The organism is Streptomyces sp. NPDC090499 (genome assembly GCF_044769305.1).
Taxonomy (GTDB): domain Bacteria; phylum Actinomycetota; class Actinomycetes; order Streptomycetales; family Streptomycetaceae; genus Streptomyces.
In genome coordinates this window covers 1-23,433 of sequence record NZ_JBIVXP010000003.1, presented here as the reverse complement: position 1 = coordinate 23,433, position 23,433 = coordinate 1, and the positions used below count along the sequence as shown (strand labels likewise).

Genomic DNA, 23,433 nt, shown 5'->3' with positions numbered 1-23,433 from the left:
GTATGACGACCGATGACGTCCGGCTGCGGCCCGTACAGGACGACGACCTCGAACTCTTCCTCGCGTACGAGCACGACCCGGAGGCCGTCCGGCGGTCGAGGTTCACGCCCCGGCCGCGGGAGGCCTTCCTCCGGCACTGGAGGGAGCGGGTGCTCGGGAACCCGAGCGGCCTGGTGCGGACCGTCGTCGCGGACGGGGAGGTCGCGGGGAACATCGTCGCCTGGTGGGAGGGCGAGCGCCGGTTCACCGGGTACTGGCTCGGGCGGGCCTACTGGGGGAGAGGCGTCGGCAGCCGCGCCCTCGCCCTCTTCCTCCGGGAGGAGACGGTACGGCCGCTGTTCGCCGACCTGTCCGCGGAGAACACCGCCTCGGTGCGGTTGCTGGAGAAGAACGGCTTCGTGCCCTGCGAGGACGCGGAGCACCCCGTGGACGAGGGGTTCGTGCTGCTGGTCCTGCGCGACCGTGCCGCGGGGGCTCCCTGATGCCCTCGCGGCACGCTGCCTACGGCGCTGTCACGCCGTTCCCGTGGCGCGCGGATGGTCCCCCGTCGCCCCGTCGACCAGCTCCCGCAGGATGTCCATGTGCCCGGCGTGCCGCGCCGTCTCCTCGATCATGTGGACGAGGACCCAGCGGAGCGAGACCTCGTGGTCCCGCCAGTCCGGGCGTCCGGGCGCGTCCAGCGGGCGTCCGGTGATCACCGCGTCGGACGCGGCGCGCGCACGGCCGTAGAAGTCGGTGATCTGCTGGGTGGTCTCACCGGGGCCTACGGACAGGTCGTCGTCGGTGTAGGGGTCGAACCACAGTGGCTCGACCTCGCCGCCGAAGGCCGAGACGAACCAGCCGTACTCGACCGAGGCGAGGTGCTTCACCAGCCCCAGCAGGTTCGTGCCCGACGGCGTCATCGGGCGCCGCAGCTGTTCGTCGTCCAGGCCCTCCAGCTTCCACAGGACCGCGTCCCGGTGCCGGTCCAGGCTTGCGTGGAGGATTTCCTTCTCGCCGGCGGTGTACGTGTCGTGGGTCGTCATGGCGGGTGAAATTAGCAGCGGGGACTGACAGTCCGCTGCGATCCTGCGGCCATGGCAGAGCAGCAGCGCGCGCAGGGCGCGCACGGCACGCACCGCACCTTCGAGGATCTCGTGGCCGAGGGTGCCGCCGTGCCGACCGAGGGGTGGGACTTCTCCTGGTTCGAGGGGCGGGCCAGCGAGGCGCGGCCGTCCTGGGAGTACGCCCGTTCGGCCGGCGGGCGGCTGGCCCGCGCCACGGCGGCGCTGGACATCCAGACCGGCGGCGGCGAGGTGTTCGACTTCGCCCTCGGCACGGCCGCCCCGGCCCGGCCCCGGCTGCTCGCCGCCACCGAGGGCTGGCCGCCGAACGTCCCGAAGGCGAGCGCACTGCTGGCCGCCCGCGGCGCGGTGGTCGTGGCCTCGCCCGAGGACGCCCCGCTGCCGTTCGCCGACGAGACCTTCGACCTGGTGCTCAGCAGGCATCCGGTGCGGGTCCACTGGGCCGAGATCGCCCGGGTGCTGCGGCCGGGCGGCACGTACTTCGCGCAGCACGTCGGGCCCGCCAGCGCCTTCGAGCTCGTCGAGTTCTTCCTCGGCCCGCAGCCGGAGGCCGTCCGCGGCGTCCGCCACCCCGGCACCGAGCGCGCCGCGGCGGAGGCGGCCGGGCTGGAGGTGGCCGGTCTGCGGGCGGAGCGGCTGCGGATGGAGTTCCACGACATCGCGGCCGTCGTGCACTTCCTGCGGAAGGTCGTGTGGATGGTCCCCGGCTTCACGGTCGAGGCGTACGAGCCCCGACTCCGCGCCCTGCACAGCCGGATCGAGACGGAGGGGCCCTTCGTGGCGCACAGCTCCCGGCACCTCTTCGACGTCCGCAGACCGGCGCTCCGGCCGTGATCCACCGGCCTTGGAATGCCAGGCGGCGAAGAATGGCCAAGAACCGCCGTCCGGGGTTCCGGACACCCAGCCGGAGGGGCGGAAGGTGAAACGATCAAGAGTGGGTATTACGGGGCGTTGATCATCAATGCGGTCAAGTCGCGCCTGCCATCCTGAATCTGCACAAAAGTGAAGGGTGGGCCTCTTTGTTCACCTCTCATCTTCACAGCGTTCTCACATCGTTACCTCTTTCGCTTCGTATCACCCGATCGGCTCACGTAAGTTCAGACCAAGGCTATTCGCGTGAGCAAAGCTGCGCGGGCGGTACCGCGCAGAGGAGGGGGCTGCGCGGTGCCGTGACGCCCCGCTTGCTCCCGTCAAGCCGCCGTTCGCACCCGGGGTAGCCCGTCGGGGGGACGGGCGAACAACTCGCCGACGCGCCCACAAGACGGCTCAAACCCTCTTGATCTCCCCGTAAGCGGCCACTTTTCCTGGGATTCCGCTGCGAATCGGCCATGCGGGACTCTCGAATCCAGCGTTTCCGGCCCACCGGGGCGTCGCCGGGCGACTCCGGAGAGTAGTTGATGCGCGCTGATGCGCGCAGCATCACTTACGAAGGGTTATGGTGGAAGCCCCCCCTCGGGCCGGTCCGTCTCCCCCCCACGGACCGGCCCGTTTTTCTGTCCGCGGTCCTCACCCGCTCTTCAAGCGGCCTGGGCACCACCGACCCGGGGGCGCTGGGGGCACCCCCGGCCGCAGGCCGGGGGAGGAACTGCGCGACCGGCCACGCCCCGCCCGCAGCCGCGTAACGGCCTCAACCCCCCACCCCCTGGGGCGTCAACCGGCTCAACCCCCGGAGGGGTAGGCTTCGGCGGGCGGACTCCCGCATCCCCAAGCACGCGGACTCCACGCGACTCCACGCGGACTCCCGCATCCGAATCACGAGGGGCGGACCTCAAGTGAACCTGCGCGACAAGCTGCGCGGCCTGCTCGTCAGGCTCTACGCGCGCCGGGTGGAAGGCCACCTGGACCACGCTCAGGTGCCCAAGCACATCGGCGTCATCATGGACGGCAACCGGCGCTGGGCGAAGGCCGCGGGATCCAGCACGGTGCACGGTCACCGCGCCGGCGCGGAGAAGATCGAGGAGTTCCTCGGCTGGTGCTCCGAGACCGACGTCGAGGTCGTCACTCTGTGGCTGCTGTCGACCGACAACTTCGACCGGGCCAAGGAGGAACTGGTCCCGCTCCTCGGCATCATCGAGGACGTCGTCCGCACCCTCGCCGCCGACGGCCGCTGGCGCGTCCATCACGTCGGCACCCCCGACCTGCTGCCCGCCCCGATGCAGACCGCGCTGAAGGAGGCCGAGGAGGCCACCGCGCACGTCGACGGAATACTGGTGAACGTCGCCATCGGCTACGGCGGCCGCCAGGAGATCGCCGACGCCGTCCGCTCGATGATCCTGGACGCCCACGACAAGGGCGTCGCGATGGAGGACCTCGCCGACGCCGTCGACGTCGACATGATCGGCCGTCACCTCTACACCGGCGCCCAGCCCTACCCGGACCTGGTGATCCGCACCAGCGGCGAGCAGCGGCTGTCCGGATTCATGCTCTGGCAGACCGCCCACTCCGAGTACTACTTCTGCGAGGTCTTCTGGCCCGCGTTCCGCAAGGTCGACTTCCTGCGCGCCATGCGCGACTACGCGGCCCGGCACCGCCGCTACGGCGGGTGACGTGATCGTGACGGCGGACGTCAACACGGCATACGACCCCCGGCACCGCCGCCACGCTGGATGACCACGTGGTCACGGTGGATGACCCCGTGCCACCCATGAGGCGTAAATCACCCATATTAGGGCGCGAGTAACACGGAGTTCACCTGTGCGTCGTTGCAGTCCGTGGCATGGCGGCGCATGTTCGAGGGCATAAGCCAGACAGGTCGACGCCCGAACCCCGGGCGTCGGATCTCAGTGGGCGGCTCGGGGCCGTCCACCCGGGAGGCCCTTTGCACCAGCCCGACCGTGCGGTCACGGCACGGAAGAAGCAGCGGGGGGCCGGTTTTCGGCCCGTGCAGGGTGGCCGTCAACCGGTCCAGCTCGCTTTCGTCGCTCCCCGACCTCATCCGAGGGGGTACGTCCTTCCGTGGTGACCAGCACAACGCGCCGCAAGTCCGACCGGCGCACCTATGTTCTCGACACCAGCGTCCTGCTGGCCGACCCGAACGCCATGGCCCGCTTCGAGGAGCACGAGGTAGTGCTCCCGATCGTCGTGGTCACGGAACTGGAGGCCAAGCGGCACCATCCCGAACTCGGTTACTTCGCCCGGCAGGCGCTGCGCCTGCTGGACGACTACCGGGTCCGGCACGGCCGCCTCGATGCCCCCATCCCGATCGGCGAACTCGGCGGCACCATCCGTGTCGAGCTCAACCACTCGGACCCCAGCGTGCTGCCGAGCGGCTACCGCCTGGGGGACAACGACTCCCGCATCCTCGCGGTCGCCCGCAACCTGCAGGCCGAGGGGTACGACGTCACCGTCGTGTCGAAGGACCTGCCGCTCAGGATCAAGGCCTCGTCGGTCGGTCTCCTCGCCGAGGAGTACCGCGCCGAACTCGCCATCACGGACTCCTCCGGCTGGACCGGAATGTCCGAACTGACCCTGCCCGGCGAACAGGTGGACATCCTCTTCGAGGAAGGGCACGTGTACGTCCCGGAGGCCTCCGACCTCCCCGTGCACACCGGCCTGACCATCCAGTCGGAGCGCGGCAAGGCGCTCGGCCGGGTCACCGCGGAGGGCAACATCCGCCTGGTGCGCGGCGACCGCGAGGCGTTCGGCATCAAGGGCCGCAGCGCCGAGCAGCGCATCGCGCTGGACCTGCTGCTCGACCCGGACGTCGGGATCGTGTCGATGGGCGGCCGGGCCGGCACCGGCAAGAGCGCGCTGGCGCTCTGCGCGGGCCTGGAGGCGGTCCTGGAGCGCCGGCAGCACCAGAAGGTGATGGTCTTCCGTCCGCTGTACGCGGTCGGCGGGCAGGAGCTGGGCTATCTGCCGGGCTCCGAGGCGGAGAAGATGAGCCCCTGGGCGCAGGCGGTCTTCGACACCCTCTCGGCGGTCACCAGTCGCGATGTCATCGAGGAGGTCACCGCCCGCGGGATGCTGGAGGTGCTGCCGCTCACCCACATCCGCGGCCGCTCCCTGCACGACGCGTTCGTGATCGTGGACGAGGCCCAGTCGCTGGAACGGAACGTCCTGCTGACCGTTCTGTCCCGGATCGGCGCGAATTCGCGGGTCGTTCTGACCCACGATGTGGCGCAAAGGGACAATCTGCGGGTCGGTCGTTACGACGGTGTGGTCGCCGTGGTGGAGAAGCTGAAGGGGCATCCGCTGTTCGCGCATGTCACCCTCACCCGGTCCGAGAGGTCCCAGATCGCCGCCCTTGTGACCGAAATGCTGGAGGACGGACACATCTGAACCATCTGATCCCTGTGTCCAACCTGGGCTGATGGCCCACCCGTTGGCGCCGTCCGGCAAAGGCCCCGAGCCTAGCCGGGCGGCGCCTTCGCGCGTGGTGGTTTCCTGAAATCCCCAGGGAGAAACCGGATGTGAGCTTTCACACGCAACTCTGAATTGCCACCCGGCGTCGGGTTACGGCAGAGTCTCACTCCTGTCAGGCCCCGCATACGACACACCCGTACCCCCAGCGGTACGGAACAACAGAAGCACCACTGCTAATTCCATAGCGACGTCGTATGCCGCCCGAGCACCATGTGCGCTCCCTTCCGGAGTTGCCCACCGGGCCCGTGTCTCCCGTGACCCAGTAGTGAGGAGACCTGTGCCAGGGGCAAGATTGCGTCCGCCAGGGTCACCGAAGCGGGCGATGCTGGAAGGAAACCGTGTGAGCCGGATCTCGGTCCGGGGATTCGCAGTGGCTTCGGCCACCGCGGTCACCGCCGTCGGAAGCGTCGTGGGTGTTGCCTCGGGCAGCGTTGCCCAGCCCAACAGCGACGCCGAGGCTACGGCAGCCGACACCACGCTCCTCGCGGACCTGCCCGCGGGCCAGCAGGCCCAGGTGCAGACCGCGTCCCTGACGCAGCAGGCCGACGCCGTGGCGATCCAGGCGGACGCGTCCGCCAAGAAGGACGCCGAGCAGGCCGCGCGGGTGGCGGCAGCCAAGACCGCGGAGGCCAAGAAGGCCGAGGCGGAGAAGGCGGCCAAGGAGGCCAAGGAACGCGCCGAGGCGAAGGAAGCGGCCAGCCGGTCCTCCGTGTCCGCGTCCAGCTTCCCGGTGCAGAGCTCGTACACCGTGGCGCAGATCCAGGCGATGGCGCAGCAGATGGTGGCCAGCGGCCAGTACCAGTGCTTCAGCAACATCGTGGACCACGAGTCCAGCTGGAACTACCAGGCGGTCAACGCCTCCTCCGGCGCCTACGGTCTCTTCCAGGCCCTGCCCGGCTCCAAGATGTCCTCCGTGGGCGCCGACTGGCAGACCAACCCGGCCACGCAGATCAAGTGGGGCCTCAACTACATGAACTCCCGGTACGGCAGCCCCTGTGAGGCGTGGTCGTTCTGGCAGGCGAACCACTGGTACTAGGCGTTCCACCGGGTTCGGCCGACAAACAGCGTCGCGGTGCGTGGATGTCTGCGGTTCGTGGACGTCTGCGGGCCCGACGTGGCTGGTCGCGCAGTTCCCCGCGCCCCCGAAAGACAAAAACGGGGCGCGTCGCAGTGAGCCCTTCTCAACCTTCCGCAGCCCCTCCCCGTCCTAGGGGGAGGGGCTGTTGCCCTGTACGGTCGTTGCGGACGACTCCAGGGGGGAGTGGTGGGGAGAGGGCGGATCATGTCGCGCGTGCCTGAGTGGCTCGGCCGTGTCGGGGCCGGACTGACCGAGATGGGCGAGCGGTTGGACGAGCGCCGGGCCGAGGTGGAGCGGGAGCACGCCGCGCCGGAGCCGCCCGCTCCGGCCGTGCCCGTGCCGGCACCCGCCCCGGCCCCGGAGCCGCCGGCCCCCGCGCCCGTCCGGAAGCCGGCGCCGCGTCCCGACCCGGTGACGGCCATCCCGTGGGGCGTGCGGGTCGCCGCCGAAGCCGGCTGGCGGCTGCTGGTGCTGGCCGGCGCCGTCTGGATCCTGATGCGCGTCATCAGCTCCGTACAACTGGTCGTGTTCGCCTTCGTCGTCGCCCTGCTCATCACGGCCCTGCTGCAGCCCACCGTCGCCCGGCTGCGCCGCTACGGCGTACCGCGCGGTCCCGCCACCGCGCTCACCGCCATCTCCGGCTTCGTGGTGATCGGCCTGATGGGCTGGTTCGTGACCTGGCAGGTCATGGAGAACATCGACACGCTCTCCGACCAGATCCAGAACGGCATCGACGACCTGCGCAACTGGCTGCTGAAGAGCCCGTTCCACGTCACCGACAAACAGATCAACCAGATCGCCAAGAACCTCCGCGAGGCGATCGGCGCCAACACCGACCAGATCACGTCGTTCGGCCTGGAGGGCGTCCAGGTCGTCGTGGAGGCCCTGACCGGTATCCTCCTGGTCTTCTTCTCCACGCTCTTCCTGCTCTACGACGGCGACCGCATCTGGAAGTGGTTCCTCAAGCTGGTCCCCGCGGCCGCCCGGGAGGGCGTGGCCGGCGCCGGGCCGCGCGCCTGGCGCACGCTCACCGCCTACGTCCGGGGCACGGTCCTGGTCGCCCTCATCGACGCCATCTTCATCGGTATCGGCATCTACTTCCTGGATGTCCCGATGGCCGTGCCGCTGGCCGTGTTCATCTTCCTGTTCTCGTTCATCCCGCTGGTGGGCGCCGTCGCCTCCGGCGCGCTGGCGGTGATCGTGGCGCTGGTCACCCAGGGCGTCTTCACCGCGGTCATGACCCTGGTCGTCGTCCTCGCGGTCCAGCAGATCGAGGGCCACATCCTGCAGCCGTTCATCCTGGGCCGGGCGGTCCGCGTCCACCCCCTCGCCGTGGTCCTCACGGTCACGGCCGGCAGCCTGGTGGCCGGGCTGGGCGGCGCGGTGGTGGCCGTACCACTGGTGGCGGTGACGAACACGGTGGTCAGCTACCTGCACCACTACTCACGCGAACGGTACGGGGTCACTGAGTCCGACGACGCCGACCAGTCACCCCACCCGGCGCCCGACGACGGCGATCAGCCACACGATGCAGCCCGTCCGGCGATCGAGGACGAGGCCGTTCAGGCCGAAGGGGGGTCCGGGGGCGCAGCCCCCAGGGACGCGGAAGACCCCGCCCACCAACGGTGAACGGGGTCGGAGCGGCGGCGCCTACTCGAACTCGGCCAGCACGACTTCCGCTTCCAGGGTGGAGCCGACGGCCTGGACCACAGAGGCGATCTTGAACGCCTCCTGGATCACCTCACGGCCGACCCCGGCCTTGCGCAGCACCTGCTCGTGGGAGTCCAGGCACATCCCGCAGCCGTTGACCGCGGACACCGCGAACGACCACAGCTCGAAGTCGACCTTGTCGACGCCGGGGTTGCCGATGACGTTCATCCGCAGGCCCGCGCGCAGGGTGCCGTACTCGTGGTCGGAGAGCAGGTGGCGGGTGCGGTAGAAGACGTTGTTCATCGCCATCACCGCGGCCGCGGCCTTGGCCGCCGTGTACGCCTCGGGCGAGAGGTTCGCCTTCGCCTCCGGCGCCAGTTCGCGCAGCACGATCGGGGAACGGGCGGCGATGGCGGTCGCCAAAACCGTGCCCCACAGCTGCTGGGCGGGCAGTTCCGAGTTGCCGACGACCGAACCCAGGTTGAGCTTCAGGTCCTTGGCGTAGTCCGGCAGGGCGGACTTGAGGGCGTCGAGGGACACCGGGTCACTCACCCGCCAGCAGCGCGACCGGGTCGAGGGTGTCCTCGCCCTTGCTCCAGTTGCACGGGCAGAGCTCGTCGGTCTGCAGGGCGTCCAGGACCCGCAGGACCTCCTTGGGGTTACGGCCCACCGAGCCCGCGGTCACCATGGAGAACTGGATCTCGTCGTTCTGGTCGACGATGAACACCGCGCGCTTGGCGAAGCCGTCCTCGCCCTCGATGCCCAGGTCGCGCATCAGCTCGTGCCGGGAGTCGGCCATCATCGGGAACGGCAGCTCGCGCAGGTCGTCGTGGTCCTTGCGCCAGGCGTGGTGGACGAACTCGGAGTCACCGGAGAAGCCGAGGATCTGCGCGTCGCGGTCGGCGAACTCCTCGTTCAGCTTGCCGAACGCGGCGATCTCGGTGGGGCACACGAAGGTGAAGTCCTTGGGCCACGCGAAGACCACCTTCCAACCCTGGTAGGTCTTGTGGGTGATCGTCTCGAACTCCCTGCCCTTCTCCAGCGAGACGCAGGCGGTCAGTTCGAACTCGGGGAACTTGTCACCGACAGTGAGCACACGCTCTCCTTGCAGCGCGGAGCACCCCGGATCGCGGGGCCGGCTCCGATGGGTTGGACGCCGCCGATCGTGGCACAGGGTGCATTGATTCCTGAAATAGCTACACTCGGTCGGGTTGATCGGAGGTGGCTATCAGTGGCTGTGGGTAATTCCCTGGGGAACGGTACCGGGGGCGGGGCCGGGATCGGCGGCAGGCGGCGGCAGCCGAGTCTGGCGCAGCTGCGCGCCTTCTGCGCGGTCGCCGAGCACCTGCACTTCCGGGACGCGGCGGCCGCGATAGGCATGAGCCAGCCCGCGCTGTCGGGGGCGGTCGCGGCCCTGGAGGAGACGCTCGGCGTCACGCTGCTGGAGCGGACCACGCGCAAGGTGCTGCTGTCGCCCGCCGGTGCGCGGCTCGCCGTACGGGCCAAGGCGGTGCTGGACGGCGTGCAGGCGCTGCTGGCGGAGGCGGAGGCGGTGCGGGCGCCGTTCACCGGGGCGCTGCGACTCGGGGTCATCCCCACCGTCGCGCCGTATCTGCTGCCGACCGTGCTCGGACTGGTCCACGACCGCTATCCGGACCTCGACCTCCAGGTCCACGAGGAGCAGACCGCCAGCCTTCTGGACGGGCTCGCCGCCGGCCGGCTCGACCTGCTGCTGCTCGCGGTCCCCCTGGGCATCTCCGGGGTCGTCGAACTCCCGCTGTTCGACGAGGACTTCGTGCTCGTCACGCCGCTCGGGCATCCGCTCGGCGGCCGCACCGGCATCGCCCGGGAGGCGCTCAAGGAGCTGAACCTGCTGCTCCTGGACGAGGGGCACTGCCTGCGCGACCAGGCCTTGGACATCTGCCGGGAGGCGGGCCGCGAGGACGTCGCGGTGACCACCACGGCCGCCGGGCTCGCCACCCTCGTCCAGCTGGTCGCCGGCGGACTCGGCTGCACCCTGCTGCCGCGCACCGCCGTCAGGGTCGAGACCAGCCGCAGCGACCAGCTCCGCACCGGCTCCTTCGCGGAGCCCGCGCCGAGCCGCCGGGTCGCCCTCGCGGCGCGCGCCGGGGCAGCGCGCGGCGCCGAGTACCGGGAGCTGGCGGCCGCGCTGCGCGAGGCGCTGCGGCCGCTGCCCGTCCGGGTCCTCGGCGCCGGTTCCTGACGGCGGCTACTCGGTGCGCAGGCCGTCCGGGCGCATCAGCCGCAGCAGCGGCGGCAGGCTCAGCAGGGTCACCGCCAGGACGACCGCGGCGCCGAAGCCGGTCATCGCCAGCACGCCCGGCCAGTCCACGCGCACCGTGGAGCCGACCATCTTCAGCAGCACCGTACCGAGCGTCAGCCCCACCACGCCGGCCAGCAGCAGGCCGAGTCCGACCGGGATCGCCGTCTGCCACAGCACCGACAGGCTCAGCGTGCGGCGCCGGGTGCCGAAGGCGACCAGGGCCGCCAGCAGCTTCTTGCGCTCGCGCAGCTGCTCCAGCTGGCCGACCAGCAGACTCGCGCCGATCAGCGCCAGTACGGCGGCCGCCCCGACGAGCAGCCCGGTACGGATGGAATTGAACTGGCCGTCCCGCTCGATCGAGGTCAGCGTCTCCGCGTGCATCAGCGGGTCGATCCGGACCGCCGTGTTGATCACGTACTCGTGCGCGTCGCGGACCGCGGAGTCGATGGACAGATAGACCACGCCCTGCACCGCCGTGCTGGCGCCGGCCGGCAGCGAGCCCGGGGTGAGGAGGAAACCGCCGCGCTTGTAGCCGGTGGGGTCCTCGCGGGTCGTCGCCTGCTTCAGCCCCGCCGGGACCGTCCAGCGGCTCGAGGAGCCCTGGTCGTCGCCGGAGTAGGAGGGGTTGAGGTACAGCGTCCGGCCGTGCTTCGCCACGGTCGTCAGCAGCTTCGTCGTCTCGGACTCGGTGTCGGAGCCCTTCACCACGAAGGCGTCGCCGTCGTGGCAGGACGGCAGGGTGGCGACCTCCCGCAGCGAGGCGCAACTGCCCACGCTCACCTGGGCGGTCTGGTTCGGGTCCTTCTTCCGGTCGCCGACCTCGCCGTCGGCGATCGAGACCACCTTCCGTACGCCCTTGGTGGCGGCCATGGCCCGGGCCACCTCGGGCACCTGGACGCCGTCCGGCACCTGGACCGACATCTGCGCGCGGGTGAGGTCGTTGCCGGTCTGCTTGGTGTAGTCGGCCTCGACGCCGGCGAAGACCATCTGGAGCGCGATCGCACCGGCCACCGCCACCGCGATGCCGTTGACCATCCGGGCCGCCGTACCGCTGCTCAACTGCAGCCGCCGTACCGCCAGTTGCCAGGCCACCGCGCCCCGGCCGAGGCGGCCGACGACCGTCTCCACGACCCACGGCAGCAGCGCCGTGATGCCGACCAGGAGCAGCAGGACGCCGCCGGTCACCAGGTACTGGTTGAAGTCGCCGTCGCCGCGGCCCTGCCCGATCATCGGGTAGAGCGCCGCCAGACCGGCCACCGGGAGCAGCAGCCGCCACCACAGCCTGCGGCGCGCGGGCTTCGCCGTACGCACCACGCCGAGCGGCTCGATGACCACCCCGCGCAGCGCGAACAGGGTCACCAGGACGGCCGCCGCCGGGACGGCGACCGCCACCAGCAGGGCCAGCACGGGGGAGGGGTTGAGGTAGCTCGGGAACACGCTGGTGCCGAAGACGTCGACGTTTCCGGCGAGGTGCCGGCCGACGAGGAAGAAGCCGGCGCCGAGGACGAGTCCGAGCAGTGCGCCCGCCATCGCCTCGCCACCCGCGATCCGCCGTACCATCCGGCCGTCGGAGCCGACCAGGCGCAGCGCGGCCAGCCGCCGGTCGCGGCGCTCGCCGCCGAAGCGGACGGCCGCCGCGACGAACACGGCGACCGGCATCAGCAGCACCACGAACACCAGGAGCACGAGCAGGGTGAGGACCGGGTCGGACTCCGCGTCCGGGGACCGGGGGCTGCCGAAGTGGTCGATCCGGGCCACGTCCGGCGGGTGGATGTGGGCGGCGAGGTCGTCGGAGCCCGCGTAGTAGGCGAGTTCCTGCGAGCCGGTCAGTCCGCTCTCCGCGATGGTGGCGGTGACCCGGTACGGCAGCCGGGCCCGCAGCAGCGCGCCGTCGGAGGAGTCCAGCAGCCGCTTCAGGGCGGGCGAGACGGCCATCTCGCCGGGCGCCGGGTACGCGGTGAGCCCGGGCGGCACCGGCGCCTTCGCGCCCTCCCGCTGGATCATCCGGCCGCGGATGTCGCTGCCCCGGTAGGGGGTCTCGATGTCCGCGATGACGAACGTCTTCTCGCCGGCCTTCATGGGGTGGCCGAAGGTGTACGTGTAGTCCGCCCGTGCCACGTCGCGCTGGTGGCGCACGGCCAGTGCGTTCGGGATGGCCGTGGTGAGCAGCAGCAGCGCGACCCCGAGGCCCACCCCGACCGCCGTCATCGCGGCCCGGAACCAGCCCTCGCGGCCGCCCCCGAAGGCGAACCGGACCCCCATGGCCAGATCCCTGGACCACTGCCTGACGTTCATACCGCCCGCTCCATGTCCCGGGACTTCCCGTCCCGTACGACGATCTCGCGGTCGGAGTAGGCGGCCACCCGCGCCTCGTGCGTGACGAGGACGACGGCCGCGTTGGTGGAGCGGGCGGCGTCCGTCAGCAGCTCCATCACCCGCTCGCCGTTGAGCGAGTCGAGCGCGCCGGTCGGCTCGTCCGCGAACAGCACCCGCGGACCGGTCACCAGCGAGCGGGCCACCGCGACCCGCTGTCCCTGGCCGCCGGAGACCTCGCCGGGCCGCTTCTTCGCGAGGTCGTCGACCTCCAGCTTCTCCATCCAGCCCAGCGCGGCCCGCTCGGCCTCCTTGCGGGAGGTGCCGTTCAGCCGCAGCGGCAGCGCGACGTTCTCCACGCAGGTCAGCTCGGGCACCAGCTGGCCGAACTGGAAGACGAACCCGAACTCGCTGCGCCGCAGCGCGCTGCGCTCGGCGTCGTTCATGGTGGCCATCTCGCGGCCCGCGTACATGATCGACCCGGAGTCGGGCGGCACGATTCCGGCGAGGCAGTGCAGCAGAGTCGACTTGCCGGAGCCGGACGGCCCCATCACGGCGACGACCTCGCCCGGGTGTATGGAGAACTCGGCGCCGTCGAGGGCGACGGTCGGGCCGTAGGCCTTGCGGAGGTTCTCGGCCGCGAGCAGCGAACCGGCGGGGGCGTTCACCTGGTCACCTCCGCACGGAGCTTGTCGAGCCGGGCCGCGGTCAGTTCCAGCCAGCGCAGGTCGGCCTCCAGGTGGAACAGGGCGTGGTCGCAGACGAGCTGGTCCGCGAGGTCGCCGTGGCGCTTGCGGTCGGTGAGGATGCGCATGCTGCGCAGGTGCTCGGAGCGCTGGCTGTCGAGGATGTCGCCGGCGTTCCGGTGCGTCAGCAGCGCGAGCACGACCTTGGTGTACAGGGTCGACTGGAGGTACTCCGCCGGCTTCTCGGGGGTCGCCAGCCACTGCTCGACGTCGGTGACCCCGGCGTCGGTGATGGCGTACCGCTTGCGCTCGGGGCCGCCGCCGGCCTCGATGCCGTCGACTTCCACGAGCCCGTTCTTCAGCAGCCGGGACATCGTCGAATAGACCTGGCCGTAGTGGAGCGGCCGGTCGTGACCGAACTTCTCGTCGAAGGCCCGCTTCAGGTCGTAACCGTGGCGCGGGCCGGACTCCAGGAGCCCCAGGAGGGTGTGACCGATGGACATGGGGAGGACTCTACACACGGTGTATACGCCGCATGTATACGCACGGTGTGTAGATCATGGCCCCCGGTACGGAGCCGCAGGTGAGGGCCGATTGTCACGGTTCTGCGACAGCGCGATGTCACAGCGGCGGGGGCCTGTCTCGTCTCCGGTCCGACAGCGGGACTTCCGCGTCGGATCGGATCGGATCAGGAAGGTGATGACCGTGCGGGTGTTCGTGGCAGGGGGCAGCGGGGTTCTGGGACGGCGGCTGGTACCGCAACTGGTGGCGCGGGGGCATCAGGTGACGGCCACCACGACCGGCGCGGCCAGGCTCGGGCTCCTGGCGGAACTGGGCGCGCAGGGGGTCGTGATGGACGGCCTGGACGCGGAGTCGGTCGGCGCGGCGGTGGCCGCGGCCCGCCCGGACGTCGTCGTCCACCAGCTGACCGCGATCTCCGCGGCGCACGCCGGCAGGCCCGACATCAAGCATCCCGACCGCTGGTTCGCCCTCACCAACCGGCTGCGCACCGAGGGCACGGACCACCTGCTCGCCGCCGCCGAGGCGTCCGGGGTGCGCCACGTCGTCGCGCAGAGCCACGCCAGCTGGAACGGCATCCGCGAGGGCGGCTGGGTGAAGACGGAGGAGGACCCGCTCGACCTGCTGCCGGGAACCGCCGCACACCGGGGGATGCTGGCGCTGCGCCACCTGGAGGACGCGGTCCTGCGGGCCGGCGGCGCGGCCCTGCGCTACGGCGCCTTCTACGGCCCCGGCGCCATCGACGACCAGGTCGAGCTGGTCCGCAAGCGCCAGTACCCCCTGGTCGGCCGCGCCACCGGCCACAGCAGCTGGATCCACCTCGACGACGCGGCGAGCGCGACCGTCCTCGCGGTGGAGCAGCGGGCGCGGGGCGTGTTCAACATCGTCGACGACGAACCGGCGCCGGCCGCCGAGTGGCTGCCGTACCTGGCCGAGTGCGCCGGGGCCAGGCGGCCGCTGCGGGTGCCGGTCTGGCTGGCCCGGCTCCTGGCCGGCGAGCAGGCGGTCGTCATCATGACCCAGGGCCGCGGCTTCTCCAACGCCAAGGCCAGGCGCGAGCTGGGCTGGGAGCCGCGGTACCCCTCCTGGCGGCAGGGCTTCCGGGCGGCGCTCGCCTGAGGCCTCTCTGGCCTGCTGCTTTCCGTCCCGGTGAGATCACTTGCCCGTGCCGGGCAACCCTCCGCCTTCTCCGCTCGTCGGTTCCGTTGGGTGGGGGTGCTGATTGTCACGTCCGAAAAAGGGCAGATCGCGCGTCCTCTGTCATAGAGAGCGGTGTTAGTTTTCTGGACTGACCTGAGCCACGTACCTGTGTGACACCCGTACACACGTGTGACAGCCGAGACGAAGCGGAGCAGACGGACTCATGGGACGAGCGGACGACAGAAGAGCGCGACAGCGTGGCGGCCGCCGCGCCGCGCCGCGGAACCGCACGTCCCAGCAGGCCGCGCCCGAGACGCAGGTGACGGCGGAGGGCGGGACCACGACCGTGGTCGAGTCGCCGGACGCCCCGGCCGCCGAGGGCGCCACCCGTGCGGAGCGCCGCAAGGCCGCCGCGGGGAAGGGACGGCCGAGCAAGGACGGCAAGCCCGCCAAGGGCCGCATACGCAGGCTGTTCACCTGGAAGAAGATGCTCGGCGCGTTCTTCACCGTCTGCCTGCTGGGCATCGGCTCCTTCATCGCGCTCTACATGATGGTGAGCATCCCCGAGGGCAACCAACTCGCGCAGACCCAGAGCAACGTCTACAAGTACAGCGACGGCACGGTCCTGGCCCGCAAGGGCACCGTCAACCGCGAGATCGTCGACCTCTCCAAGGTCCCGGAGGCCGTCCAGCACACCTTCGTCGCCGCGGAGAACAAGACCTTCTACAACGACAACGGCATCGACCTCAAGGGCATGGCCCGCGGCCTCTACAACACCGCGCGGGGCCGCGGCACCCAGGGCGGGTCGACCATCACCCAGCAGTACGTCAAGAACTACTACCTCGACCAGGACCAGACCGTCACCCGCAAGCTGAAGGAACTGGTCATCTCGCTGAAGGTGGACCGCGAGAAGTCCAAGGACGAGATCCTCGCCGGTTACATCAACACCAGTTACTACGGCCGCGGCGCCTACGGCATCCAGGCCGCCGCCCAGGCCTACTACCGCGTCGACGCCGACAAGCTCACGGTCGAGCAGGGCGCCTACCTGGCCGCGCTGCTGCAGGCGCCCAGCCAGTACGACTGGGCGGTGGCGGGTCCCATCGGCAAGAAACTGGTGCAGGCCCGCTGGAACTACGTCCTGGACAACATGGTCGGCCAGAAGTGGCTGGACAAGTCCAAGCGCGACGCCATGAAGTTCCCCATCCCCAAGGAGCCGAAGGCGGCCTCCGGGCTGGAGGGCCAGAAGGGCTACCTGGTCGACCTGGCCAACACCCAGCTGGAGAACCAGCTGATGAAGGCACAGAACATCAGCCGGTCCGACGCCGAGGCCCTGGTGGTCGACCAGGGCTGGACGATCACCCTGAACATCGACCCGAAGAAGCAGGCCAAGCTGGAGGCCGCCGTCAAGGGCCAGCTCACCAGCAAGCTCGACGGCAAGAAGCGCAAGGTCGACGACAACGTCCAGGCCGGTGCCGTATCCGTCGACCCCAAGACCGGCAAGATCCTCGCCCTGTACGGCGGCATCGACTACTACAAGCACTACACGAACAACGCCACCCGCGCCGACTACCAGCCTGCGTCCACCTTCAAGCCGATCATCCTCGCCTCCGCACTGGACCGGGACGCCAAGACGCAGGACGGCAAGGACATCAACGCCGACACGATCTACGACGGCACCAGCGGCCGCCCGGTCAAGGGCAGCGACATCGCCTTCTCACCGCCGAACGAGGACGACGCGGACTACGGCAAGATCACCGTGCAGACGGCGATGAACAAGTCCGTCAACTCGGTGTTCGCGCAGATGGGCGTGGACGTCGGCATGAAGAACGTGCTGCAGACCGCCGACGAGCTCGGCCTGGACACCGAGAAACTCCAGGCGGTGCCCGCGATGACCCTCGGCAGCATGGGCGCGAGCCCGCTGGAGATGGCCTCGGTGTACGCCACCCTCGACAACCACGGGCAGAAGGTCACCCCGACGATCCTCGCGTCCGCGGAGAAGACCGGCCGCAAGGTCGACCTGCCCGACCCGATCGGCGAACAGGTGATCAGCCGCGAGGCGGCCGACCAGGTGACGTCGGTCCTGACCGGTGTGGTCGACGACGGTACGGCCAAGGTGTCGGTCGCCCAGAACCCGCTGCGCAAGGGCCAGCAGGTGGCCGGCAAGACGGGTACCTCCGACAGCAACAAGTCGGCCTGGTTCACCGGCTACACGCCCGACCTGGTGACGTCGGTGGGCCTGTTCGGTGAGGCCAAGAAGAACGGCGCACAGGTCTCGCTGACCGGCGCCACGGGCCTCATCCCCGGCACCGGCCGTATCAACGGTGGCGGCTATCCGGCGCAGATCTGGGCGGCGTACACCTTCGGTGTCACGAAGAAGGCCAAGTTCGACCTGAACACCGAGCTGGGCGCGGCCGTCCAGCCGACGGACACGCCGAGCTACAGCCAGACCCCGTCCCAGACGCCCTCGCAGACCCCGTCCCAGACGCCGACGAAGTCCGCGACCCCGTCGCAGACGCCGTCCCAGACGCCGTCCCAGACACCGACGAAGTCCCCGGACCCGACGACCTCCGCGCCGTCCACTCCGGTGGAGACGCCGACGGGCGGTACCACGGACAACCCGCTGGATCCGGCGGACGGCCAGTAGCGCCGACCGGCACCCGAGTGTCCCGAAAGGGCACTTGGGTGCTTCGTCGTGTGCGGGAGAGCTGTGGCCGGGGCCCCGCGCCGGCGCCCCCGGCCCCGCCCCACCCCACAACCACACCCGGCAGGGCCCGCGGCCCCCCCCCCCCGCCCCCGGCCCGCGCGCCACCGCCAAGCCCCCCCCCCCCCCCCCCCCCCCCCCGGGGGGGGCCCCGGCGGGGGGGGCCCCCCCCCCCCCCCCGGGGGCCCCGCCCCCCCGCCCACAGCCGGCCCACGGCGCTGCCTACCGGTTCAGCTCGAACCAGACGACCTTCCCGGTACTGAGCCGCGTCGCCCCCCACCGACGCGCCAGCCGGTTCACCAGGTACAGCCCCCGGCCGCCCTCGTCCGTCGCCCGCGCCTGCCGCAGCCGCGGCAGCTGGGGCACGTCGTCCCCGACCTCGCAGCGCAGCACATCGGTCCGCAGCAACCGCAACGTCACCGGCCGCGACGCGTACCGCACCGCGTTCGTCACGACCTCGCTGACCAGCAGCTCGACGGAGTCGGTGAGTTCCTCCAGCCCCCACCGGGCCAGGGCCCGCCGCGCCAGCCGCCGGGCCCGCCCCGGCGCCGCGTCCTCCGGCTCCAGGAACCAGTACGCCACATCGCTCGGCGCGATCCCGTCGAACCGGGCCGCGAGCAGCGCGATGTCGTCGTCGCGGTCACCCGGCCCGAGCATGTCGAGCACCTCGTCGCACAGCGCTTCGAGCGGCGGCGGATGGTCCGGCCCCGTCAGCTGCGCCGTCGCGGCGAGCTTCTCGCGCAGCTGCTCTATGCCGGTCCACACGTCCCGCAGCCGGGACTCCACCAGGCCGTCGGTGTACAGCAGCAGCGTCGCCCCGGCTGGCGCGTCCAGCTCCACCGCCTCGAAGTCGACCCCGCCGACGCCGATCGGCGCCCCGGCCGGCACCCGCAGCACCTCGGCACGGCCGCCCAGGTGCAGCAGCACCGGCGGCGGATGACCGGCGTTGGCGATGGTGATCCGGTGCGAGACCGGGTCGTAGACGGCGTACAGGCAGGTCGCCATCCGGTCCGAGCCGAGCCGCTGGGCCTGCTCGTCCAGGTGGTGCAGGACCTCCTGCGGCGGCAGATCAAGACCGGCGAGAGTCTGCGCGGTCGTCCGCAGCTGGCCCATGATCGCCGCCGACGTCATCGAGTGGCCCATGACGTCGCCCACGACCAGCGCCACCCGGCTTCCCGGCAGCGGGATCGCGTCGTACCAGTCGCCGCCCACCCGCGCCGTCTCCGCGGCCGGCAGGTAACGGGACGCCAGCCGCACGCCCGTCGCGCTCGGCAGGTTCTCCGGCAGCATGGTCCGCTGCAGCTCGTCCGCGATGTAGGCCTCCCGGCCGTACAGCACCGCCTTGTCGATGCCGAGCGCGCTGTGCGTGGCCAGCTGGGCGGCGACCAGCAGGTCGTCGGCCTCGAACGCGAGCCGCTCCGGACGGCGCAGGAACAGGGCCGCGCCGATCACCCGGCGCCGGCCGCGCAGCGGGGCGAGGATCGCGTGCTGGGCACCGGGGACGAGCGACTCGTTGCCCTCGCCGAGGAGTTCGGGCAGCGCGGCGCGCGCCGCCGGGGAGTCGGCGAACACCGGCCGCACGCCCCTCAGCACCTCGTTCAGCGCGCCGCCCGGCCGTACCTCGCACAGATCCGCGGTGAGCGCGGCCAGGCCGATGTCGGCCGGATCCGGCTCCGGGACCGGCACCGGCAGGAAGCCGCCGTCGGTGTCCCGCTCCTCCGGGATCCGGTCGGTACGGCGCAGCCGCAGCACCACCGGGCCGACGGGCCGCTCGTCGCCGACCGGCAGCGGGTCGCGCAGATAGACCAGGATCGCGTCCGAGAAGGTCGGCACCGTCGCCCGGCACAGCCCCATCACGATCTCGTCCAGGTCGATGCCCCGGGCGATCCGCCGCGTCGCGGCGCCCACGAAGCGCAGCCGGTCGCCGTCCCGCCGCATCGGCATCGGCCGGCCCGGCGGCAGCCCGCGGCCGGTACGCCGCTCCTGCGCGCTCGCCAGCCGCTCCGGCTCGGCGCCGGGCTGCGGCGGGATGCCCTCGGCGGGGCGAGGCCGGTGCGGATCGGGCTCAGCGCTGGTGGGCTGGGCGTGCTCGGGGCCGTTGACGGAGTGCTCCTCGGACGTGCTGGTACCGGGGCCGGGGGGAGTCTCGCCCGCGCGGGCCTGTGCCGGTAAGGCGGTGCCGCCGCGCGGACAGGGCTGGGGTTGTCCCTGCGTCTGCAGCTGCGGCTGCGGGGTATGCAGGAGCGCCCCGCGGGCCTCCGCGGGGTCGGCGCCCGGCTGTGGGCGCTCGTAGGAGGTGGGGTGCTCCGTCACGCGTGTCGAATCCGTCCGTCCGGGGCTGCGCGCCGGGCGCGCAGGTGGTCCCGCCGAAGTGCCGATACCCGGATTACGTGTCCCAGGAACGGAATTTCGGCGTGGCTGGAGGCTGTTCCTGTGCCACCGGCGAACACTCTGCGGCCCGGGCGCCGCTCGCCGGTGTTGCCCTCGTACCCCTCGCTCACGTCCTGCCGCCCCTCGGTGACGTTCGGTCAAGCCCGGCGCATGATCCGGGAGTTGTGCTCACGCTTCCTTGCGGAGGACGATCCTACGGTTGTGGACCGGGGGCGCATCAAGGGTCTCATGAGGACACGTGCGCGGGCGTACGGTCCCAGTCCTCCGGCAGTGACGGTACCGCCCAGGACGGGTCCGGGCGCCAGTGCTGCCAGCCGGCCGAGAACGGCGCCTCCCAGGCCTCGACCGCGGACACCGCGGCCAGGCCCGCCGCCCGCACCGCCGCGGCCGTCTCCGCGTCCATCAGCCCGTCCCGCTGGGCCTGCGCGAACTCGTCCTCGTCGAGCCACCGCCAACTGCGGTCCGGGTGCACGGAGATGTCCAGAAACCAGTCCTCCGAGTCCACTCCGCCGGCCCAGCGGGCCAGCGGCTGCTCCAGGTTGACGTACCAGTTCTTGAACTGCCAGCCCGGCTCCCAGAACAGCCACACCGACCAGGGCTCGCCGGGCCGGGCCAGCTTCAGCACGCCGGTGCCGCGCCAGTGGCCGTGCGTGACGGACCGGGGTTTGGTGTAGCGGGACTCCAGCGGTTCCTCACCGAGCGACGAGCCGTCGGCGAGCACGGGCCTGACGCACTCCGTGCCGGGGGCCAGCCAGACGGCGAGCAACTCCTCGTCGTCCCGGACGACGGTGACGGGGCGCGCGATGTGGAAGCCGTGCCCGGCGTTCTCCCGGTACCGCCACAGGACCTGGCTCCCAGGAGTCCAGAATCCGGTCCCGTCGCCGGTCGCACCGCCCGTTTCCCCGCGCATCACGCGTCTCACCGCTCCACCGTCTGCCATGCACAGATATTAGGTGCCGTAGGCATACGACGCTGCGGCGGACGTCACGGTTCTGGCCGGGCGGCGCGAAACGTTCGCACGTGGTTACGGCCGTGTCATCCGCAGGACATCCAGCGCCTCGTCCAGCTGCCCGACGGTCAGGTCGCCGCGCTCGACGTACCCGCCCTCGATGACCACCTCGCGGATCGTCCTACGTTCCGCGAGCGCCTTCTTGGCCACCTTGGCGGCCTCCTCGTACCCGATGTACTTGTTGAGCGGAGTGACCACCGACGGCGACGACTCGGCGTACTCCCGCGCCCGCTCCCGGTTCGCAGTGATCCCGTCCACGGTCCGGTCGGCCAGCAGCCGCGACACGTTGGCGAGCAGCCGGACGGACTCCAGCACGTTCTTGCCGATGACCGGCAGCATCACGTTGAGCTCGAAGTTCCCGGCCGCACCGGCCACGGCGATGGTCTGGTCGTTCCCGGTCACCTGAGCGGCCACCATCAGCACGGCCTCGGGAATCACCGGGTTGACCTTCCCCGGCATGATCGAGGACCCCGGCTGCAGATCCGGCAGTGCGATCTCGGCGAGCCCGGTCCGCGGCCCCGAGGACATCCACCGCAGGTCGTTGGCGATCTTCGTCAGCCCGACCGCGACGGTCCGCAGCTGCCCGCTGGTCTCCACGATCCCGTCCCGGGCGCCCTGCGCCTCGAAGTGGTTCCGGGCCTCCGTGAACGGCAGCCCGGTGACCTGCGCGACCTCCTCGATCACGGCGGCGGAGAACCCGGGCGGCGTGTTGATCCCGGTGCCCACCGCGGTCCCGCCGAGCGGCAGTTCGGCCAGCCGGGGCAGCGAGGCCCGCAGCCGCTCGACGCCGTACCGCACCTGCGCCGCGTACCCGCCGAACTCCTGCCCCAGGGTCACCGGCGTCGCGTCCATCAGATGCGTCCGCCCGGACTTCACGACGTCGGCGAACTCCTCGGACTTGCGGGTGAGCGCGTCGGCGAGGTGGTCCAGGGCCGGAATCAGGTCATGGGTGACGGCGGAGGTGGCGGCGATGTGGATGGACGAGGGGAACACGTCGTTGGAGGACTGCGAGGCGTTCACGTGGTCGTTGGGGTGGACGTCCCGCCCGAGCCGCTCGGTCGCCAGTGTCGCGATGACCTCGTTGGTGTTCATGTTCGACGAGGTGCCGGACCCGGTCTGGAACACGTCGACGGGGAAGTGCTCGTCCCACTTCCCCTCGGCGACCTCCGCGGCCGCCTCCTGGACCGCCCGCGCGATGTCCTTGTCGACCACCCCCAGCTCGGCGTTCACCTTGGCCGCCGCGCCCTTGATGCGGGCCAGCGCCTCGATGTGCGCGCGCTCGATCCGCTGCCCGGAGACGGGGAAGTTCTCGACGGCCCGTTGGGTCTGGGCCCGCCACTTGGCGTGCGCGGGGACCCGGACCTCGCCCATGGAGTCGTGTTCGATGCGGTAGTCGCTCATGCCCTTGTCAGCGATCGAGGGGCGGCGGTTGTTCCGGACGCCTGCTGCATTGGCACCACCGATGTCACCGGGTCGGGGGACTGCCCCTCCGCTCGCCGGGCGGGACATCGCGGACAAGTGTGACGATCAGCCCAAGGCGGCAGGGCGCATCCCTGCCGCCACCACGGTTACCAGGAGGGTCACTCGATGAACTTCACTCCCAAGGGTCTGCTCGGCGCCCTGGCGGCGGTGTCCATAGCCACGGCGACCCTGCTGGGCGCGGGAGCCGGCACCGCCGGTGCCGCCGGCGGTGCCCACCGGGCCCACTGCAACCGTGCCGAACGACCCGTCTGGAGCGGCGACCCCAGCCGCAACATGACCAGCCACGGCTGCACCCTGCCGTCCGGTGAGCGCCCCTGGTACCGCGTCGCGATCGACGACCTGGCCCAGCCCCACCACAAGACGGACTACGCGAACGGCCCGGTCGACCACACCGAGAAGCTGCACGACGAAACCGTCAGGTGCATGGGCTACATCAAGGACGGCGACACGGTGAACTGGTTCGGCTGCATCCCCGACTGACGGCCGTTCGCCGTTGTCCAGCAGGCCGCCCGGCACCACCCCTCGGCCCGTCCGGCGCTTGAGCCTCTCCGGCCCTTCCGGCCTTTCCAGCCCGTCCGGCGTTTGAGGACGAAAGCCGGTCCGCACTGCCACCAGCCCGTCCGGAGTTTGAGGACGAAAGCCGGTCCGCACTCCCACCAGCCCGTCCGGCGTTTGAGGACGAGGCCGGAGGCCGATGCGGGGGTCCGGGGGCGGCAGCCCCCGAACCGGGCGGTCGAAGGGGGCCCACCCC

The 23,433-nt window shown here is 71.2% G+C and carries 19 protein-coding genes; 10 read left to right on the top strand and 9 right to left on the bottom strand.

What is annotated here, in order from left to right; genetic code table 11:
* Positions 1–2 precede the first annotated feature (2 nt).
* Positions 3–482, top strand: coding sequence for a GNAT family N-acetyltransferase (locus ACIQVL_RS12065; protein ID WP_403475235.1), 480 nt, complete (start codon positions 3–5; stop codon positions 480–482).
* 30 nt (positions 483–512) lie between these two features.
* On the opposite strand, the gene ACIQVL_RS12060 is transcribed toward ACIQVL_RS12065, so the two are convergent.
* Positions 513–1,025 (bottom strand): DinB family protein, encoded by a 513-nt coding sequence (locus ACIQVL_RS12060; RefSeq protein WP_403441173.1) that lies wholly within the window; start codon positions 1,023–1,025, stop codon positions 513–515.
* 51 nt (positions 1,026–1,076) lie between these two features.
* Here ACIQVL_RS12060 and ACIQVL_RS12055 point away from each other — a divergent pair, with 51 nt between their 5' ends.
* The 5 genes from ACIQVL_RS12055 (at position 1,077) to ACIQVL_RS12035 (ending at position 8,136) form a co-directional block, all read left to right on the top strand.
* A complete protein-coding gene (locus ACIQVL_RS12055; protein ID WP_403475234.1) occupies positions 1,077–1,898 on the top strand; it encodes a class I SAM-dependent methyltransferase in 822 nt (273 codons plus the stop codon).
* A 938-nt stretch (positions 1,899–2,836) separates the two neighbouring features.
* Positions 2,837–3,610 (top strand): isoprenyl transferase, encoded by a 774-nt coding sequence (locus ACIQVL_RS12050; protein ID WP_403441169.1) that lies wholly within the window; start codon positions 2,837–2,839, stop codon positions 3,608–3,610.
* A gap of 409 nt (positions 3,611–4,019) precedes the next feature.
* A complete protein-coding gene (locus ACIQVL_RS12045) occupies positions 4,020–5,345 on the top strand; it encodes a PhoH family protein (protein WP_403441166.1) in 1,326 nt (441 codons plus the stop codon).
* 406 nt (positions 5,346–5,751) lie between these two features.
* The gene (locus ACIQVL_RS12040) at positions 5,752–6,465 is read left to right on the top strand and encodes a transglycosylase SLT domain-containing protein (RefSeq protein WP_403441163.1); all 714 of its coding nucleotides are present in this window, start codon (positions 5,752–5,754) and stop codon (positions 6,463–6,465) included.
* Positions 6,466–6,711: 246 nt separating this feature from the next.
* Positions 6,712–8,136, top strand: a complete 1,425-nt coding sequence (locus ACIQVL_RS12035) for an AI-2E family transporter (protein ID WP_403475233.1) — start codon at positions 6,712–6,714, stop codon at positions 8,134–8,136.
* Positions 8,137–8,157: 21 nt separating this feature from the next.
* On the opposite strand, the gene ACIQVL_RS12030 is transcribed toward ACIQVL_RS12035, so the two are convergent.
* Positions 8,158–8,697 (bottom strand): alkyl hydroperoxide reductase, encoded by a 540-nt coding sequence (locus ACIQVL_RS12030; RefSeq protein WP_403441218.1) that lies wholly within the window; start codon positions 8,695–8,697, stop codon positions 8,158–8,160.
* Between the two features lie 4 nt (positions 8,698–8,701).
* Positions 8,702–9,253 (bottom strand): peroxiredoxin, encoded by a 552-nt coding sequence (locus ACIQVL_RS12025; protein WP_403441157.1) that lies wholly within the window; start codon positions 9,251–9,253, stop codon positions 8,702–8,704.
* A gap of 183 nt (positions 9,254–9,436) precedes the next feature.
* Here ACIQVL_RS12025 and ACIQVL_RS12020 point away from each other — a divergent pair, with 183 nt between their 5' ends.
* Positions 9,437–10,381, top strand: coding sequence for a LysR substrate-binding domain-containing protein (locus tag ACIQVL_RS12020; RefSeq protein WP_403441216.1), 945 nt, complete (start codon positions 9,437–9,439; stop codon positions 10,379–10,381).
* 6 nt (positions 10,382–10,387) lie between these two features.
* On the opposite strand, the gene ACIQVL_RS12015 is transcribed toward ACIQVL_RS12020, so the two are convergent.
* From ACIQVL_RS12015 to ACIQVL_RS12005, 3 genes are read right to left on the bottom strand one after another with little or no spacing between them, the layout of a single operon-like run.
* The gene (locus ACIQVL_RS12015) at positions 10,388–12,736 is read right to left on the bottom strand and encodes an ABC transporter permease (RefSeq protein ID WP_403475232.1); all 2,349 of its coding nucleotides are present in this window, start codon (positions 12,734–12,736) and stop codon (positions 10,388–10,390) included.
* A complete protein-coding gene (locus tag ACIQVL_RS12010) occupies positions 12,733–13,422 on the bottom strand; it encodes an ABC transporter ATP-binding protein (protein WP_403441151.1) in 690 nt (229 codons plus the stop codon). The genes ACIQVL_RS12015 and ACIQVL_RS12010 overlap by 4 nt, the downstream gene beginning before the upstream one ends.
* Positions 13,419–13,943: a PadR family transcriptional regulator gene (locus tag ACIQVL_RS12005; RefSeq protein ID WP_093499339.1), complete on the bottom strand. Its 525-nt coding sequence runs from the start codon at positions 13,941–13,943 to the stop codon at positions 13,419–13,421. Before ACIQVL_RS12005 ends, ACIQVL_RS12010 begins: the two co-directional genes overlap by 4 nt.
* 196 nt (positions 13,944–14,139) lie before the next feature.
* Here ACIQVL_RS12005 and ACIQVL_RS12000 point away from each other — a divergent pair, with 196 nt between their 5' ends.
* Positions 14,140–15,078 carry an NAD-dependent epimerase/dehydratase family protein gene (locus ACIQVL_RS12000; protein WP_403441147.1) on the top strand — a complete coding sequence of 313 codons (939 nt, stop codon included), beginning with the start codon at positions 14,140–14,142 and terminating at the stop codon, positions 15,076–15,078.
* Between the two features lie 244 nt (positions 15,079–15,322).
* Positions 15,323–17,743, top strand: coding sequence for a transglycosylase domain-containing protein (locus ACIQVL_RS11995; RefSeq protein WP_403475231.1), 2,421 nt, complete (start codon positions 15,323–15,325; stop codon positions 17,741–17,743).
* Between the two features lie 279 nt (positions 17,744–18,022).
* Here the strand turns inward: ACIQVL_RS11995 and ACIQVL_RS11990 are convergent, their stop codons facing one another.
* The 3 genes from ACIQVL_RS11990 to ACIQVL_RS11980 form a co-directional block, all read right to left on the bottom strand.
* Positions 18,023–20,113: a SpoIIE family protein phosphatase gene (locus ACIQVL_RS11990; protein WP_403441141.1), complete on the bottom strand. Its 2,091-nt coding sequence runs from the start codon at positions 20,111–20,113 to the stop codon at positions 18,023–18,025.
* 304 nt (positions 20,114–20,417) lie between these two features.
* Complete coding sequence (locus ACIQVL_RS11985; protein ID WP_403441138.1) at positions 20,418–21,131, bottom strand: DUF402 domain-containing protein; 714 nt, start codon at positions 21,129–21,131, stop codon at positions 20,418–20,420.
* A gap of 84 nt (positions 21,132–21,215) precedes the next feature.
* On the bottom strand, positions 21,216–22,601 hold the full coding sequence (locus tag ACIQVL_RS11980; RefSeq protein WP_403475230.1) for a class II fumarate hydratase: 1,386 nt from the start codon (positions 22,599–22,601) through the stop codon (positions 21,216–21,218).
* 186 nt (positions 22,602–22,787) lie between these two features.
* Between ACIQVL_RS11980 and ACIQVL_RS11975 the strand changes: the two genes are divergently transcribed.
* Complete coding sequence (locus tag ACIQVL_RS11975) at positions 22,788–23,162, top strand: hypothetical protein (protein WP_403441133.1); 375 nt, start codon at positions 22,788–22,790, stop codon at positions 23,160–23,162.
* The last annotated feature ends 271 nt before the right edge of the window (positions 23,163–23,433 follow it).

What these genes read in the sequence shown, in the direction of transcription:
- ACIQVL_RS12060 (WP_403441173.1), bottom strand. Translation starts at nt 1,025, where the DNA reads ATGACGACCCACGACACGTACACCGCCGGCGAGAAGGAAATCCTCCAC.
- ACIQVL_RS12065 (WP_403475235.1), top strand. Translation starts at nt 3, where the DNA reads ATGACGACCGATGACGTCCGGCTGCGGCCCGTACAGGACGACGACCTC.
- ACIQVL_RS12040 (WP_403441163.1), top strand. Translation starts at nt 5,752, where the DNA reads ATGCTGGAAGGAAACCGTGTGAGCCGGATCTCGGTCCGGGGATTCGCA.
- ACIQVL_RS11975 (WP_403441133.1), top strand. Translation starts at nt 22,788, where the DNA reads ATGAACTTCACTCCCAAGGGTCTGCTCGGCGCCCTGGCGGCGGTGTCC.
- ACIQVL_RS11980 (WP_403475230.1), bottom strand. Translation starts at nt 22,601, where the DNA reads ATGAGCGACTACCGCATCGAACACGACTCCATGGGCGAGGTCCGGGTC.
- ACIQVL_RS11995 (WP_403475231.1), top strand. Translation starts at nt 15,323, where the DNA reads ATGGGACGAGCGGACGACAGAAGAGCGCGACAGCGTGGCGGCCGCCGC.
- ACIQVL_RS12015 (WP_403475232.1), bottom strand. Translation starts at nt 12,736, where the DNA reads ATGAACGTCAGGCAGTGGTCCAGGGATCTGGCCATGGGGGTCCGGTTC.
- ACIQVL_RS12005 (WP_093499339.1), bottom strand. Translation starts at nt 13,943, where the DNA reads ATGTCCATCGGTCACACCCTCCTGGGGCTCCTGGAGTCCGGCCCGCGC.
- ACIQVL_RS12055 (WP_403475234.1), top strand. Translation starts at nt 1,077, where the DNA reads ATGGCAGAGCAGCAGCGCGCGCAGGGCGCGCACGGCACGCACCGCACC.
- ACIQVL_RS12035 (WP_403475233.1), top strand. Translation starts at nt 6,712, where the DNA reads ATGTCGCGCGTGCCTGAGTGGCTCGGCCGTGTCGGGGCCGGACTGACC.
- ACIQVL_RS12000 (WP_403441147.1), top strand. Translation starts at nt 14,140, where the DNA reads ATGACCGTGCGGGTGTTCGTGGCAGGGGGCAGCGGGGTTCTGGGACGG.
- ACIQVL_RS11985 (WP_403441138.1), bottom strand. Translation starts at nt 21,131, where the DNA reads ATGGCAGACGGTGGAGCGGTGAGACGCGTGATGCGCGGGGAAACGGGC.